This is a genomic window from Acinetobacter sp. TSRC1-2 (assembly GCF_049895885.1).
In the GTDB taxonomy this organism is placed as follows: domain Bacteria; phylum Pseudomonadota; class Gammaproteobacteria; order Pseudomonadales; family Moraxellaceae; genus Acinetobacter.
In genome coordinates this window covers 90,280-106,610 of record NZ_JAFCTF010000002.1, presented here as the reverse complement: position 1 = coordinate 106,610, position 16,331 = coordinate 90,280, and the positions used below count along the sequence as shown (strand labels likewise).

Sequence of the window (16,331 nt, the reverse complement as noted above, 5' to 3'; positions counted from 1 at the left end):
ATTTTTACTCAGGGCTTTAAAATTCTGTAATAAGTCGAAACTTATTTAGAAACGTTAGCCACATCAACAATAAGACCAGGACCCATAGTTGAGCTCAAAGTGATCTTTTGGATGTAAACACCTTTAGAAGTAGCAGGTTTCGCTTTCTTAAGGTCAGCTACAAGAGCTTCAAGGTTTTGACGGATCGCAGCAGCCTCAAAGCCAACTTGACCAATCGCAGCGTGGATAATACCCGCTTTGTCTACACGGTAACGTGCTTGACCAGCTTTCGCGTTTTTAACAGCGTTAGCTACGTCAGGAGTTACAGTACCCACTTTAGGGTTTGGCATTAAGCCACGTGGACCAAGAATCGTACCCAACTTACCAACAACGCGCATTGCATCTGGAGCAGCAATCACTACGTCGAAGTCTAAGTTGCCAGCTTGAATGCTTTCAGCAAGATCTTCAAAACCAACGATGTCCGCGCCTTCAGCTTTAGCAGCTTCAGCAGCAGCGCCTTGAGCAAACACAGCAACACGTACAGTTTTACCAGTACCTGCAGGAAGTGTAGTCGCGCCACGAACAACTTGGTCAGATTTACGAGGGTCAACACCAAGGTTTACTGAAACATCCAAAGATTCTTTGAATTTAACAGCAGGAATAGTGTTAAGAACTTGTACTGCTTCTTCCAAAGTATAAACTTTGTGTGCTTCAACAGCAGCAGCAATGGCTTTTTGACGTTTAGTTAATTTAGCCATGTCTTATAGCTCCACTTCCAAGCCCATAGAACGCGCAGAACCAGCAATGGTACGTACACGTGCGTCTAAATCAGCACCAGTTAAATCTGGTTCTTTAGTAGTCGCAATTTCTTCTAATTGAGCGCGAGTCAACTTACCAACTTTAGTTTTGTTAGGTACAGCTGAACCCTTAGCAATACCCGCAGCTTTCTTAAGAAGAATCGCAGCAGGCGGAGTTTTCATGATAAATGTGAACGACTTGTCGTTGTACACAGTGATCACGACTGGAATTGGTAGACCAGCTTCAACTTTTTGTGTAGCAGCATTGAATTCTTTACAGAATGCCATGATGTTAACACCACGTTGACCTAGTGCAGGACCAATCGGTGGAGATGGATTCGCTTTACCAGCTGGAACTTGCAGCTTGATATAGCCGTCAATCTTCTTAGCCATTTCAAATTACCTCTGGGTGCAAACGCCGATGAAGGCTCCCCAATGATTCTAAGTAACGATAACCGTTACAACAACAATGCCCGACTCATAAAAAATCGGGCGTTTTCCAACCAACTTAAATTAGTTCGCTTTTTCGACTTGGCGAAATTCGAGTTCAACTTGAGTTGGTCGGTTGAATACATTAATCGTCAACGTTAAACGTGACTTCTCGTACTGAACCTCTTCCACCACGCCTTTAAAGTCGGTGAATGGACCGTCAGTCACAAGTAATTCTTCGCCTGGTTCAAACATCGTCTTAGGACGAGGTGCTTCGCCAGTATTGCGTACACGCGCAAGAATCGCATCAGCTTCTTTTTGCGTAATGGGTGCAGGTTTTTCTGCAGTCCCACCGATAAAACCTAATACTTTTGGACATTCTTTAACAATGTGCCAAGTATCATCGTTCATTTCCATTTCAACTAATACATAGCCAGGAAAGAATTTACGCTCTGATTTACGCTTCTTACCATCCTTCATCTCTACGACTTCTTCAGTCGGAACAAGGACTTCACCAAAGCTATCGGCAACAGCGCTACGCTGGATTCGATCATTAAGCGAGCGTAACACCTGTTTTTCATAACCTGAATAGGCATGAATAATGTACCAACGTTTCATAGCTCTCTTACCCGATAATAAACTTCATTAACCAGCCTAAAATGTAATCAAAACACCATAAAACAATGGAAGCGATTACAACAACTGCAAGAACATGCCAAGATGTGGTCACTGTTTCTTGCTTGGTCGGCCAAGTCACACGACGTAACTCGATTCGCGCATCTTTCAATAAACGAACAAAGCCTTTGCCTTGATGGGTGGCGTATAATAAACCTAAAGCCACGATGATACAAGCCAAAATCACACCAACGCGCACACCAACATTATTCGCCGGTGCCCAATACGCTGGCAAATACTGACCCGCCATGGCTGCACCGACTAATAAAATCAATGCGATAACCCATAGAACTATATCTAAAGGAGACCCAGAATTAACAACTTCAGCAGGATTATTTCTTTGTGGAATTGGCGCTTCGCTTAATGCGTCACGCGATTTATCATTCGACATTTTTGTACTCGTCGTAGGCTTCGCGACTTATTATATGACAATTTAACCAGCATCAAGCTTTTTTTTAAAAAAATGGCAGGCCAGGAGGGACTCGAACCCCCAACATTCGGTTTTGGAGACCGACGCTCTACCAATTGAACTACTGACCTATAACACAAATCGGAAACCACAGTTCCCGATTTGTAGTTTTACTTGTCGTATTATAGAGTTACTTTAGCAACTACACCAGCACCCACTGTACGACCACCTTCACGGATCGCAAAACGTAGACCTGGGTCCATTGCGATTGGGTGAATGAGTTCTACTGACATTTCAACGTTGTCACCCGGCATTACCATTTCCACGCCTTCTTGTAATTGGATTGCGCCAGTTACGTCAGTTGTACGGAAATAGAATTGTGGACGGTAACCGTTAAGGAATGGAGTATGACGGCCACCCTCTTCTTTAGAAAGTACGTATACTTCTGCGTCGAATTTAGTATGCGGTTTGATTGTACCTGGTTTAGCAAGTACTTGACCACGTTGAACGTCTTCACGTTTAGTACCACGCAGAAGAACACCACAGTTCTCGCCAGCACGACCTTCGTCAAGCAATTTACGGAACATTTCTACGCCAGTTACAGTCGTCACTACAGTGTCACGAATACCAACGATTTCAACTGATTCGCCAACTTTAACGATACCAGATTCAACACGGCCTGTTACTACAGTACCACGACCTGAAATTGAGAATACGTCTTCGATTGGCATTAAGAATGCTTTGTCGATTGCGCGTTCTGGTTCAGGAATGTAAGAATCAAGCGCAGCAACCAATTCGATTACAGCAGATTCGCCATACGGACCTTCATTACCATTCAATGCTTGAAGCGCTGAACCACGGATGATTGGAGTGTCATCACCTGGGAAGTCATAAGTAGAAAGAAGTTCACGAACTTCCATTTCTACCAATTCAAGTAATTCTTCATCATCAACAAGGTCACACTTGTTAAGGAATACAAGAATGTAAGGTACACCAACCTGACGAGAAAGAAGGATGTGTTCACGAGTCTGTGGCATAGGACCATCAGTCGCAGCACATACAAGGATCGCGCCGTCCATTTGAGCAGCACCAGTGATCATGTTTTTAACATAATCGGCGTGACCTGGACAGTCTACGTGAGCGTAGTGACGAGTTGGAGAATCGTATTCTACGTGTGAAGTATTAATGGTAATACCACGCGCTTTTTCTTCTGGTGCAGAGTCAATTGCTGCGTAATCTTTAGCTTCACCGCCGTAAGTTTTTGCACAGATTGTTGCAATTGCAGCAGTTAAAGTTGTTTTACCATGGTCGACGTGACCAATTGTACCCACGTTTACGTGTGGCTTATTACGTTCAAACTTAGCCTTAGCCATGATGATCTTCCTCGTTTTACGTCGAACACGGTCTTAAACAACTCAGCTTCGACAGGTCGCCTAAAAAACTAAACACCCAATACTTGAAAAGCAGACTAATAAGCCTGCTTTCTTTTAAACTTTGTGAACAAGTCACTAAACTGTATATCTGGAGCTCTTATCCAGATTTGAACTGGAGACCTCTCCCTTACCAAGGGAGTGCTCTACCACTGAGCTATAAGAGCAATAAAATCTTCGATGGAGCGGGAGACGAGGTTCGAACTCGCGACATGCAGCTTGGAAGGCTGCCGCTCTACCAACTGAGCTACTCCCGCATATTGGTACAACTACACTGTATCGAATTTCTTAAATTGGTGGTGAGGGAAGGATTCGAACCTTCGAAACTTTCGTAGCGGAGTTACAGTCCGCCCCCTTTGACCGCTCGGGAACCTCACCACATACACTTATTTCAGTGTCATCCTTCAACTTAACTATTCAAACACTCCAAGATGGTGCCGGCACACGGATTCGAACTGTGGACCTACTGATTACAAGTCAGTTGCTCTACCAACTGAGCTATGCCGGCGTTTCTTAGTGTTTCGTACGTTTCGTATCGGAACGGTGTGCAGTTTAGCAAAACTCTGAATCCTTGCAAGTGTTTTTTTTAAAAAACCCCTCAAAAACTCATAAAATCAATCCATTTGACGATAATTCAACCGCCTTGATCACTGCACGGGCTTTTATCTGGGTTTCGTTCCATTCAGATTCAGGATTTGAGTCCACCACCAGCCCTGCTCCAGCCTGTACATAGACCTTATTTTCACGAATAACACAGGTTCGAATGGCAATCGACATGTCCATTTCACCATGCCAGCCTAAATAACCGACAGCACCACCAAAAACACCACGTTTTACCGGCTCGACCTGATCAATAATTTCCATGGCACGGATTTTCGGTGCACCAGATAAGGTCCCTGCGGGGAAAGTGGCTTTAAAGACATCCAAAGCATCGACATCATCGCGCACTTCGCCCTGTACATTCGAGACAATATGCATGACATGTGAATAACGCTCGATCACCATTTGATCCGTGACTTGCACTTTGCCAATTTTTGACACGCGTCCGACATCATTTCGCCCCAGGTCAATCAGCATTAAATGTTCAGCAATCTCTTTTTCATCAGACAGCAGGTCTTTTTCTAATGCTAAATCTTCCTCTTTGGTCTTGCCACGTGGGCGTGTACCTGCCAGTGGACGAACTGTGGCAATGCCATTTTCCAGACGCGATAGAATTTCAGGAGAAGATCCCACAATGTGGAATGGTTTTTTATTGTCTAAGGTTTGACCTTGCACCAAAAACAAATACGGTGATGGATTGAGATGACGTAGCGCACGATAAACCTGTAATGGCTCACCATCGAAATCTGACACCATACGATGCCCAGGCACCACTTGCATCACATCACCTGCACGGATGTACTCTTTGACGGTTTCAATCGACTCAAGATACTTTTCTTTGCCTGTGAGCGATTCAAAATGCGGCGCAGTGTGTTTTTTTGCTTGCAGACTGATCGGTTGAGCCAGTACTGCTTCTAAATCATCTAATTGCTGTTGGGCCTTGGCGTAAGCATCAGGATCATTGGCCTCTGCATGTACGATCAAGAATAAGGTATCTTTTAAGTTATCAAATACAATCACAGTTTTAGACAGCATCATCCAGATATCAGGTAATCCGACCGGATCGGCTGCCGGTACATTGGTCAAGCGCGGTTCAATATAACGCACCGCATCATAGCCAAAGTAACCCACCAAGCCCCCGGTAAAACTAGGCAAGGCTGGCAAGTCCTTTTGCGTTGGCACATGAAATTGAGATTGAAAATCACGAATATATTGAAATGGATCGCTACAGGTTTGGGTTTTAATTGAACCATCGGCTTGCTGGATGGTTAAAACACTTTCATTACATGAAAAAATAGTCGATTCACCCAAGCCAATAATAGAATAACGCGCCCAGTTTTCGCCACCTTCCACCGATTCAAATAAATAGGCTTGTAGATGGTCTTTAAGGCGCGCAAACACGGAAAGTGGCGTTTCAGTATCAGCCAAACGCTGACGGTAAACAGGAATAAGGTTGTAACCGTCAGATTTCAAGCTGTCGAACTGAGTTTGAGTGGTCATGAGTATTCTCTATTTTTCGATAGGGGCTTATTTAAGTTGGTTTTGGTATTATCTGACTTAGTGTCGCCATCGAAAAACCATGCAATTTCTCATTCCAATATCCTTACTTTTAAATTATTTCGCGAGTAATTCTGTTAAATCATCGACCACTTGTTGTGGCTGGCAGTCCTGAATATTTTCACCATGATTATAGCCATAGCTAACCACAATACAATCCACTCCTGCACGTCGTGCTGCTTCTACATCATTACTGGAATCGCCCAGCATTAATACCTGGTCTTTTGCCAGCTGATATTCATCGACACAAAACAGCAATTGGCGCGGATGCGGCTTGCGTTCTTCAAAGCGATCGCCACCAATCACATCGACAAAATATTTGCTTAAGCCCAAGGCTTCCACAATCATGCGCGCCGGTTGTTCAGGCTTGTTGGTCACGCAGATCATGTGTTTGTTATTACTTAAACCCCATTCGAGAAAATCTACCACGCCATTAAAAGGCTGAGTGTCTACACATGGCTCGGCATTATAAATTTCCAAAAATGTGTCTAATAATTGTTGATGTTGAGCCGGATCGACCTGTCCGGTTAAATACTGCAAAGTGCTATGACAAAAAAGTGATGTGCCCTTACCCACCCACGTCCGAACCTGTTCTTCAGTTACTTCCGGTAATTGCAAAACATTCAGGCTCATATTCATGGCGCGATATAAATCAGATGCGGAATCCACCAATGTGCCATCCAAGTCAAATAAAATAAGTTCACGACTTGCCAAGTTTGCTACAGACATCTTGTTCCTCTCTTGATTCATCTCACACAACAACATCCAGTCAAACAATTAAGGCATGCGATTGCATGCCTTAATTGTATGTCGAGCACACATTTATTTAAATAATAACCATGCAATGATTGCAAGGATAATCAATGCAATAATGGTCATTAAGCCAACCGATGCATTTTTTTGCTCGGTTTTTTCCAGCTCAACACGAGATACCGGCTCTTCAATTGCAACAGGCTGCGGTTCAAGCTGTGCTTTAATATCAATGCCTTCCGGAATAGGCGCAGGTTTCGGGATTGCAACACCTTGCGGCATACCATCACGACTGACCTGAACATTACTATCACGTTCTTTCAGCTCCGGCATGCCTTGATCATTCATTTGTTGAGCGACTGTTTTAGATCCTTCTTCAGCTTCTGCGGCTGCAGTTTCAGAAACAGCAACGGCTTCCGAAGGTTGCTCAGTGGCAGGAACCACTTCTGTTTCAGTGACTACAGGCTCAAGCGCAACTGCAGCTGATTCAATTACGACACGTGCAATGTCTTTTGCAGGTTCCAGTACGGAAAACTTCAGACTGGCAAACTGGAGGATATCGCCTTGTTTCAACAAGGTTTCATGTTCAATCCGTAAATCATTTACAAATGTGCCGTTAGATGAATTCAAATCCTGCACCCACAAGGCCTGCTCTTTCAGCAAGAAAGCCGCATGCTTGCGTGAGATTTCCCCGGCCTGCAATACAATATCTGCGCTCTGATGACGACCGACCACCATATCACGGTCGATGCTAATTTCTTGTCCCGTCAATTCACCGGTAATTGCTTGTATTTTCCAAGTCATGAAATGCACTTCTCTTTGCGATTTTTTCTCATCATATCACGGCAAATCTTCAATTTTTTACCTACTCTGTTAAGAACCTGATCGAATCGTAGTCGTGGTTACGGTATTTTTAGTTTTTTTAATCTCAGACTTGGGTGCCGGGATGACCTGTCTCTGTACCACTGGCTCAATCGCTACAGGGGTAGTGACCACAGCAGCACCGGACTGATTCTGCTGCCCACCTGAGGGTACTGTTTGATAGCCCGATACTTTTGGAGCTGAAGGCGTGACTGGAATACGTTGCTGATAAATATCATCCACATTTTCGGGTAACTTCGAGAAAGTGCCATCCTGATCCATGGCCAACTGCAAGCTATACAACTGACTGTAACGTTGCTGCGATAAACGCTTCACATCTTTAGCATCACCGACAATAGTGGGATGGATAAAGACCAATAAATTGCGCTTTTCATTGGATTTAACATCAGATCTAAACAAACGCCCAATTCCCGGAATAGCCCCCAACCCCGGTACAGACTGACGACCATGAATCGAGTTATCGGAAATCAACCCCCCCAACACGATGGTCTGACCATGCTCAGCCAAAATTGAGGTTTTGATGGCACGTTTACTGGTGACCAAATCCTGCGCTTCACCTTTTGCCTGTACTGCAGAAACTTCCTGCTCGACTTCTAACCGAACCGAGCCACCTTCACCAATATGCGGCACCACTTTTAAAGTCACACCGACATCTTTACGTTCAACCGTGGTATATGGATTAATGCCGGCTGTGGTCGTGGCGACAGAGCCTGTGACAAAGGGTACGTTCTGTCCCACCACAATATAGGCTTCTTCATTGTCCATGGTCACAATGGATGGCGTGGAAAGTAAATTGGATTTTGTATTACTTTTGAGTGCCTGAATCAGTGCACCATAAAGTCGACGAGATCCATCACTGCCTTCCTTGTAATCTCCAAGAATCAATGAGGTGCCTTTTAACCCAGCTGCTGCGGCACCCAAACCGGCAGAACCACCTGTTAAATAACCACCGGCTAAACTCGCCAGACTTGCCCCTGCATTATCAAAGCTAATCAATCCGATACCACTACTTAAGTCGCCCAGTGCCCACTGCACACCGAGTTGATCGGCATCGGTACCTTCAACTTCGATAATGGCAGCTTCGATTAACACTTGCTGACGACGGATATCCAGTTGTTGAATGGCGGATTCAATTTCACGCATCAATTGTGGATCAGCTTTCACCACCAGCGCATTTTGGCTGTCATCGGCAATAATACTGACGCCATTACCATTAAAACTGGTGATGCTATTTTGATTATTACTGTTCGAGCCACCACTCAAATTAATACTTGGGGTTGAAATATTCGATGAGCCGCTGTTTGAATTATTCGAATTGCTATTACTCAAATTATTCATCGCATTACTGGTGTTCGACGATGAACTGTTCGAATTGGATGAGCTTGAAACCGCCTGACCGGTGACCAAGCCTTGTAAAATTTCCGCCAGATTTTTTGCACTGGCATATTTTAACCGAAAGACTTTTAAGCCCCCCAAACGATCTGCCGCAGGTACATCCAGCATTTCAATCATTTGACGGATACGTTTACGGGTTGCAGTATCGCCTTTCAGTACAATCCGATTGGTACGTGTATCGGCAATGATGCGAATACGCGAGCCTTTTAAATCTCTGGCTGCGCCAGTCGAACTCATTGACTCCAGTAAACCAATCATTTCTTCAGCTTGACTGGATTGCAACGTCACCGCTTCAATATCATTTTGTCCGGTACCATCCAGGTTACGGATAATGGTTTCAAGCTGATAAATATTACTGGCACGGTCTGAAATAATCAGCGCATTGGTCCCCGCGACCGCGGATAAATGTGCAAACTGCGGCATTAAAGGACGAATCGCAGGAATCAGGTCATTTGGATTGGTATTTTCAAGCCAAATCACCCGAGTCACGATTTGATCACCCGTGGCACGTTGTTTGCCATCATAAGGAATACCGGAACTTTTAACATTACTATCAGGCACCAATTTGATGGTGTTGCCCGAAGGAATGGCCACCACGCCATTCACATTTAATACACCCAGAAATAACTCGTAAACTTCAGCTTTATTTAAGGGTTTATTCGAAATTACGGTCACATTGCCACGCACACGCGGATCTACAGCAAAATTTTTCCCAGTAATGTCTGCAACTTCATTAATGAACGCTGTTAAATCCGCGTCACGTAAGTTGATTTTCCATGTCTGTGCGTGACTCGCAGTACTCACCATAGCAATAAGTGGTGCAGCTGCAAATAAGGTCCAAACTGAACGATGATGATTAAATAAAGCCATAAAATTCCGTGCTTCCTAACCCTATAATGTGACGATACATCACTTAAAAATTCTGTTGTATGGTCATCACCTGATCACCACGCTTTATTTCCAGTTTAACTTGACCTTCGCGTCTCGCCTGTTCCAGCAACTGAGCATCACTTTGCCCCTGACCCACAGCCTGTCCATTTAAAGACATAATTCGGTCACCCGGTTGCAAACCCAGCTTGCTGCGTAATGCTGCCGGTGTTCTTGCGGTAACTTCATATCCGCCACTAGCCGCATTCACCCCCATATCTTTTAAATATTGTTCCCGGTCTTCCTGTATTTTCTGTACTGCTTGCCCCAAAGCATTATTTTCCTGACTCGGCGCAGCTTGAGTCGTTTGACTCGATTGATTATTAGAGTTCGCCGCATTCACTACAGGTGGAATAATAGATTGATCCAATCCATTTTCAATTCCTTTAAACTGTAACTCTCGGGTGGTGCCATTATTTTGACGCAATACCACGCGATCCCAGTACACTTCAGCCAGCTGGTAAGACGTGGTATCAATACTTTCTCCAACCCGATAGCGATCTGCGACGTCATTGACTTTAATTACGGCAGAAGAAAATTGACTTGGGTAGCCAACCACGACACCTTGTAATATTAAATTGATGTTCTCGTCCGCTGCCGCCGTCTTTCCAGTCTCTTGAAACAATGCAAACGAAGAAATGTTTGGAACTTGCGGCTGTTGTGAGCCCAATTCCACACGCTCGACTTGCATGACTTGAGGCGGCGCCAACAATAACCAGAAAATACTCGCCAACTTCCAGCATAGATATAAAATAAGCAGTGCCATTACCGCTGGTGCAATCCGATCCGCTTGTTTCCAATTTAACTGTTGAATTTTTTCAATCCATTCATTCATTAGAAACCACCTTTAAATAAAGGCTGTCGCGAACTAATCACATACGTATCTAGACCTGCTTTACCATCGTAGGAAGGAATATTGATCAATAAACGCTGGGTGAGTTGCACATCAAGCATCAAGTTTTGATCCAAAGTCAAAGCCATCAGTTTTTGATCACGCTGGTCACGAATATCAAACATCAGCTTATTATTTTCATCTGACAGTTTTCCTTTCAATGACGGCATATTCATTCGATCCTGTCGCTGAGCATAGGTATAAATTAGCTCACCACCCGCCCACTGTAATTGACCTTCTGTCTGTGAAAAGCCCTGCTCTTTTTTATAGTTAAAATTGATATCCTGCAATTGAATGGCATTTGCAGGCCATTGCCAGTCCACTATATTTTTTAGGGTTTCAGGTGCAATTTGTCCATTCAAATCATGAATCGTGACTTTCTTGCCAAAACCATACCCCACCACACCATCAAGCTCGGTATGTCCACTATGAACTTCGACATGTGCCCCTAAACGTAGCAAAAACAGATCCAAGGGACGTGTTTTCCAACTTAACGACCCTCTTAAATTTCCCTTATGCCAATCTGCTTGCCCTTGCCAGATATTACCGCTTACATTTTGCAAAACCTGGTTGTTTTTATAAAATTTTGAAATGAGCCAAGCCGCTGGAATTTGGAGTAATACGAAAATAAAAAAAACGATGATGGCAAAGATCCACCACGTTATGTATTTGGGTTTCTTTATCATCCCACCACGACCAACATATCTATTTTTCTTCCCTGAGCCACGATATTATCTTTCTATACACATTATGCACACTTTTTCCACAACGCCAATTCAAAGATATAAAAAAACCAAGCCTATATGCTTGGTTTTTTTAGCCTAATCCAATTGGATGACAATCTCATGAATTTTCAAATTAGATGAGGAAGTCTTCCAGTTTCGCACCGCTTTCCAGTTCAGCAACTAACCAGCGTGGTTGTTTACCGCGACCCGTCCAAGTATCAGATGGATTCTGTTTACTACGGTAACGAGGCTCTACAGATTTACGAGTATTTTTTTTACGTTTCGTTGCGCCAAATTCTAAAATTTGTTCAATCGATAAACCCACATTCTCTGCAATATCTAAAATTTGCTGATAAGCATCTTCAACGGCTTGATCTTTTTTAGAAGCAATTAATACTTCTGCTTCAACTTGTAAACGTTTTAACTCTTCAACAGATAAATTACTGATGTCCGGCATCATATTAACTCCAAAACAGACTTTATATTTTATTTATTTGAACTCGCTCATAATATTTTTATTATCCCAAATATTCAATACAAATATTCAAATAAATAAAAATATTTAAAAAAGATTTAACATATCTATATTTATCTATGACCACTTTTTTAATATTTTTAAATTTGATGATTTACGATTAATTCAATTTCAATCACTTTTTCTCGAATCACAGCGGGTATTTCAGTTTTATTCATATTTTCTTTATTTACACAAACAATAACTGCCTCTGCCAATGCAACTACAGTTTGCTGCGCCTCACTCCATAATAAATAACTCATACGAAGTGCGCTATTACGCATTTCCTCAACACGTACGCCTATTTTAAGCTGATCTGGATAAAATACCGGACGAATATATTTACACTGATTTGATGCCACCACCGTATAAATATCTTGTTGAAAAATATTGAGCTCATCCATATAACGGATGCGTGCACTTTCGATATAACGATAATACATGACGTTATTTACATGCCCGAAAGCATCCATGTCTCCCCAGGCAACTGGCTGTTCATAAATAACAGGATAATCTGACAGGGTTAACATTGAATTGACCTCATATTTTTATTTCAACAAAATTTGCATTATTTTCAAATATTAAATTTAACTGTTTAATTAAATCATCCTGACCTTTTAAGGTAGATTTAATTCTTAAATAATTCATCATTACATTATCTGGATATAATTCAAGCAATTTTTCGGCTTCAGCATAACGGGCTGTTGCATCATATATATGCCATTTTGCAAAGCTAAAAACCGGCAAAGAAAGATATTTATTTTCCCAATAGTCAATTCGTTGCTCAACCTTTAAATAATCGGGGTTTTGTTTCAATAATTGCTGTTGAAACCATAAATAAAAAACATCTTGATTAAATTGCTCATCTAACAAATGCAAGGCCAAGTCTTCATGTGACTGACTCATTTCTGGCATACGAGATAACAGTTTCAACCATAAAGTTTTTATCTCATAATTGCGACTATAAATTTGATCTTGCAAGTCTAAATAACGTTGTTGTAAATTTTGTAAATCCTCAACACTAGCTTGATCAAAGCCAAGCAATAACTGTTGCAACCATTCCTGTTTGTTTTCGGCTCCTAAATGACCATATTTAGTCGAACGTAAATACATCCATGGAAATTGAATGGCAAACTCTCCCCACAGGGCGGTCAAGCGTAAATTATAGGCACTTTTTACATCGTTTAACCACGGCGAAAGTTCATGCTGATTTAAGAACTCAAGATGGGTTAAGGCTTGCTCTCCATCATTTTGAGACAAATAAATTTCAATGCGTTGTATTTCAGCCAACTCAAATGCCATGGCATTGCTTTGATTTAATATTGCGAGCGCTTGTGGGTATTGCTGCTGCATCCAATACAATCTCGAACCAATAATGCCTTTTAATAAACCCGATTGCGAAAATACCCCTTGAATAAATTCACGTTGGTCTTGCGCTGCTTCTAACAACCAAACCACAGCCAATTGTTCATAAGGATGTAAATTTTTAAAATCAAAAACAGTTTCCAGCTTTCTTTTTTCTCTTTTTAAGTAGCGCTTGATTACCAACCAGAACAGTTGAATGATTAAGCTCAGGCAGGCCAGGAAAATAAAAATAACCCAGATATTGGTTTGAATTTGCCATTCACGCCAATATAAATAAACGTAACCTGCACCATAACCATAACTTAAAACACTCAGACCGGCGATTATAAATAAGCTTATAAAAGCATAGGCAAGTAAAACCTGTTTCATTGATCCATCACCCCAATAATGCACGCGTATTTAAAATTGGCGTCGGAATAACAGTAAATCCTTTTATTTTTTGGATATTCTGAATCAGTTGGCGTGATTTCTCATCCGGTATTTGATTTAACAATTGGATGATTTCAGTTAGAGATTCCTGATATTCTAAATATTGACCTTGTTGTAGAGCCTGATGAGCCAATAATAATCTCAGTTGCGCTTCCTTCAAGATTAAGGGACGTTGCATTAAAGCGATAGCAGGTTGTTTTGCAGGTTCAATAACCACCCAGCGCTGCCAAAAATATTTACTTTGTGGTTGGCCTGAACTTAATTTTGGAATATTTATTTCTTGAGATAAGGCTTGATCTAACTGATGTATTAACCCATCTACTTTTGTCTGCTGTGCAACGCGAGTACTTGCAAACTGCTGAATCACCTGCTGATCTTTCGCAATCACCTGATGTAAACTCTGCTTCAAGGAGGGTGCTAAAGCATATTGCTCTAAATTGCGGTCTAAATACATTAACTTGTCGAGGGCATCACTGATTTTTTGCTGTTTCAACATAAATTCAATCAAATCTAACTGCTGTTTAATCACCACAACCGGATCAATACTGGATGCTTCGATGGTTTTTAAATCATGCTCTGTTTGAGTTTTAGCACCTTGCGCTACTGCCCCAACTTCACCCTTTACCTGACGCTGTAAAGCCACCAGTTGGTCATTTAAATTTGCATTGTTTTGTTCAATACGATGCAGACTGCTGATTAATTCTGTTTGTTGTGCAGAGACATTAAATACGTCATAACTTAATTTTATAATCCAGAGTAAACTTAAAATGAGTAATAAAATAAGAATTTTCTTCATGTGTTCCCTTACACAACAACAAGCTGCTGCAAAATTGAATCTGTTTTTAAATCAGGTAATCGCGCGATATTAAAACATGCCTGTTGATTTTTTTTATAATCTGAAACAACTTGATACAAGCGCTCGCCCAAAACAAAATAATAGCCTTTTGCAATAATCGCATCTTGGCCCTGCATTAACTTAATCCAGTTTAGCCAGCCCGCCTCACTGCTCACCACCATAGCATACTGTTGCTCTCGTTCTAATAAAGGCAATATATGTGGAAGGTTCTGCCGAGTAAGTAAAGGACAACGGCGTTCATATAAAATAAAATTTAGAATATGCATGCCTTGCTGTTTTAACTGCTCCATCATAAATGGACGACCACCTTCCCCTCGCCAAAAAGCAATGCACGTTCCAGCATTCATACTTTTAAGCATTGGAAGTTGCAACATCCCTTCTGATGTTTCAACCAAAGGAACTTCAGCAGCAATTCCATAGTTCGCTAAAGCTTGCGCCGTTGTTTCACCTACCGCAATCCACTGAATATGCAAAAGTTCATCAAGGCTAATCCCTGCCTGTTTTAAATAATCCATCCCCACTTGAACCGCAGTTGGACTCACCACCACGATCACCTGTGCAGAAAGTAATTGCGGATACAACTCAGACAATGCCTCTGACCAAGGTCGAGCCAGCAATTCCAGTAAAGGTAAATCCAAAACAGGGACTTGAGCCATACGCAAGGTATGACTCAATTTTTCTGCGCGGTCTTGAGGACGGGTATTAATAAACAGCATATTAATAGAGTGCTTTAAGCAAATCACCTGCCCCTTGTTCCAGCAATTTCTGTGCGAGACTCACCCCTAACTGTTCAGCTTGTTCTGGAGTGCCACTCAGTTCAACCTTTAATAGCGTTAAACCATCGACACTACCCACACGACCCTCTATATGGAGTTTTCCTTGATTTAAAGTGGCATAACCTGCAATAGGCACTTGGCAACCCCCTTCCAAATAGGCATTGAATGCGCGTTCTGCACGAACGCACACATCAGTTTCAGCATGTAAAAGCGGTAAAATAAGATCGAGTACAACCTGGTCGGTGGCGCGACATTCCAAGCCGAGTGCCCCTTGTCCAACTGCTGGCAAACTAATTTCAGGTTGCAAGGTATGGCGGATACGCTCGACTAAACCCAGACGTTTTAAACCCGCGCTTGCCAAAATAATCGCATCGTATAAACCTGAATCCAGTTTAGATAAACGCGTGCCAACATTTCCGCGCAAATCAATAATATTTAAATCCGGACGTTGTTTTAAAATCTGGGTTTTACGACGTAGGCTTGAAGTCCCTACTTTTGCACCCTGCGGTAATTCATCAAAACTGTGATATGTATTTGATACGAAAGCATCCAGAGGATCTTCACGTTCGCAAATCACCGCCAAGCTCAAGCCTTCAGGCAGAGCCATAGGAACATCTTTCATCGAATGGACCGCCAAGTCTGCACGGCCATCCAGCAACGCGGCTTCTAACTCTTTAACAAATAAACCTTTACCGCCAATTTTTGCCAAAGGCGTATCCAGGATTTTGTCACCTTGAGTGACGAAGGTCACCAACTCAACTTTAAGATCAGTATGCAATGCCTCTAAACGGGCACGAATATGTTCAGCCTGCCATAATGCAAGCGGGCTTTGTCGAGTTGCAATCTTCAAAATCTTCATAAATTTTAGAAACAGTCAATTAAGTGCGTTATTCTAAACTTAACGCGCTGACTTAAAAATGCAAGTACATTCGCACAGTTGTTGT

The 16,331-nt window shown here is 42.2% G+C and carries 17 protein-coding genes and 5 tRNA genes; all 22 read right to left on the bottom strand.

Translation table 11 applies throughout. The features are described 5' to 3' along the window. Positions 1-41 precede the first annotated feature (41 nt). Complete coding sequence (rplA, locus tag ACP69Y_RS03530; protein WP_425916245.1) at positions 42-737, bottom strand: 50S ribosomal protein L1; 696 nt, start codon at positions 735-737, stop codon at positions 42-44. Positions 738-740: 3 nt separating this feature from the next. Next, positions 741-1,169: a 50S ribosomal protein L11 gene (gene rplK / locus ACP69Y_RS03525; protein ID WP_086214352.1), complete on the bottom strand. Its 429-nt coding sequence runs from the start codon at positions 1,167-1,169 to the stop codon at positions 741-743. A gap of 120 nt (positions 1,170-1,289) precedes the next feature. After that, positions 1,290-1,823, bottom strand: coding sequence for a transcription termination/antitermination protein NusG (gene nusG, locus ACP69Y_RS03520; protein WP_067869011.1), 534 nt, complete (start codon positions 1,821-1,823; stop codon positions 1,290-1,292). Positions 1,824-1,830: 7 nt separating this feature from the next. Continuing rightward, on the bottom strand, positions 1,831-2,271 hold the full coding sequence (gene secE, locus ACP69Y_RS03515; RefSeq protein ID WP_131218272.1) for a preprotein translocase subunit SecE: 441 nt from the start codon (positions 2,269-2,271) through the stop codon (positions 1,831-1,833). Between the two features lie 73 nt (positions 2,272-2,344). Next, positions 2,345-2,420: transfer RNA gene (locus ACP69Y_RS03510), tRNA-Trp, on the bottom strand. 51 nt (positions 2,421-2,471) lie between these two features. Continuing rightward, the gene (tuf, locus tag ACP69Y_RS03505) at positions 2,472-3,662 is read right to left on the bottom strand and encodes an elongation factor Tu (protein WP_425916242.1); all 1,191 of its coding nucleotides are present in this window, start codon (positions 3,660-3,662) and stop codon (positions 2,472-2,474) included. A 149-nt stretch (positions 3,663-3,811) separates the two neighbouring features. Beyond that, positions 3,812-3,886 (bottom strand) — tRNA-Thr (locus ACP69Y_RS03500). A gap of 14 nt (positions 3,887-3,900) precedes the next feature. Further along, positions 3,901-3,976, bottom strand: a tRNA-Gly gene (locus ACP69Y_RS03495). Positions 3,977-4,013: 37 nt separating this feature from the next. Continuing rightward, positions 4,014-4,097: transfer RNA gene (locus ACP69Y_RS03490), tRNA-Tyr, on the bottom strand. A gap of 54 nt (positions 4,098-4,151) precedes the next feature. Further along, a tRNA-Thr gene (locus ACP69Y_RS03485) sits at positions 4,152-4,227 on the bottom strand. 98 nt (positions 4,228-4,325) lie between these two features. Continuing rightward, a complete protein-coding gene (trpE, locus tag ACP69Y_RS03480) occupies positions 4,326-5,819 on the bottom strand; it encodes an anthranilate synthase component I (protein WP_425916240.1) in 1,494 nt (497 codons plus the stop codon). A 114-nt stretch (positions 5,820-5,933) separates the two neighbouring features. Further along, positions 5,934-6,605: a phosphoglycolate phosphatase gene (locus ACP69Y_RS03475; protein WP_425916238.1), complete on the bottom strand. Its 672-nt coding sequence runs from the start codon at positions 6,603-6,605 to the stop codon at positions 5,934-5,936. 93 nt (positions 6,606-6,698) lie between these two features. Continuing rightward, positions 6,699-7,430: an FHA domain-containing protein gene (locus ACP69Y_RS03470; RefSeq protein ID WP_425916236.1), complete on the bottom strand. Its 732-nt coding sequence runs from the start codon at positions 7,428-7,430 to the stop codon at positions 6,699-6,701. A gap of 69 nt (positions 7,431-7,499) precedes the next feature. Further along, a complete protein-coding gene (gene gspD / locus ACP69Y_RS03465) occupies positions 7,500-9,773 on the bottom strand; it encodes a type II secretion system secretin GspD (RefSeq protein WP_425916234.1) in 2,274 nt (757 codons plus the stop codon). 43 nt (positions 9,774-9,816) lie between these two features. Continuing rightward, positions 9,817-10,665: a type II secretion system protein N gene (locus ACP69Y_RS03460; protein ID WP_425916232.1), complete on the bottom strand. Its 849-nt coding sequence runs from the start codon at positions 10,663-10,665 to the stop codon at positions 9,817-9,819. Beyond that, a complete protein-coding gene (gene gspN, locus ACP69Y_RS03455; RefSeq protein ID WP_425916230.1) occupies positions 10,665-11,408 on the bottom strand; it encodes a type II secretion system protein N in 744 nt (247 codons plus the stop codon). Before gspN ends, ACP69Y_RS03460 begins: the two co-directional genes overlap by 1 nt. 172 nt (positions 11,409-11,580) lie before the next feature. Further along, positions 11,581-11,907 (bottom strand): H-NS family nucleoid-associated regulatory protein, encoded by a 327-nt coding sequence (locus ACP69Y_RS03450; RefSeq protein ID WP_425916228.1) that lies wholly within the window; start codon positions 11,905-11,907, stop codon positions 11,581-11,583. 155 nt (positions 11,908-12,062) lie between these two features. Further along, positions 12,063-12,491, bottom strand: coding sequence for an acyl-CoA thioesterase (locus tag ACP69Y_RS03445; RefSeq protein WP_425916226.1), 429 nt, complete (start codon positions 12,489-12,491; stop codon positions 12,063-12,065). 10 nt (positions 12,492-12,501) lie between these two features. Beyond that, a complete protein-coding gene (locus ACP69Y_RS03440; RefSeq protein WP_425916224.1) occupies positions 12,502-13,695 on the bottom strand; it encodes a heme biosynthesis protein HemY in 1,194 nt (397 codons plus the stop codon). 7 nt (positions 13,696-13,702) lie between these two features. Then, on the bottom strand, positions 13,703-14,551 hold the full coding sequence (locus ACP69Y_RS03435; protein WP_425916222.1) for a hypothetical protein: 849 nt from the start codon (positions 14,549-14,551) through the stop codon (positions 13,703-13,705). Positions 14,552-14,559: 8 nt separating this feature from the next. Beyond that, positions 14,560-15,327 (bottom strand): uroporphyrinogen-III synthase, encoded by a 768-nt coding sequence (locus ACP69Y_RS03430; RefSeq protein WP_425916220.1) that lies wholly within the window; start codon positions 15,325-15,327, stop codon positions 14,560-14,562. A 1-nt stretch (position 15,328) separates the two neighbouring features. Then, positions 15,329-16,246 carry a hydroxymethylbilane synthase gene (gene hemC / locus ACP69Y_RS03425; protein WP_425916218.1) on the bottom strand — a complete coding sequence of 306 codons (918 nt, stop codon included), beginning with the start codon at positions 16,244-16,246 and terminating at the stop codon, positions 15,329-15,331. Positions 16,247-16,331: the final 85 nt, after the last annotated feature.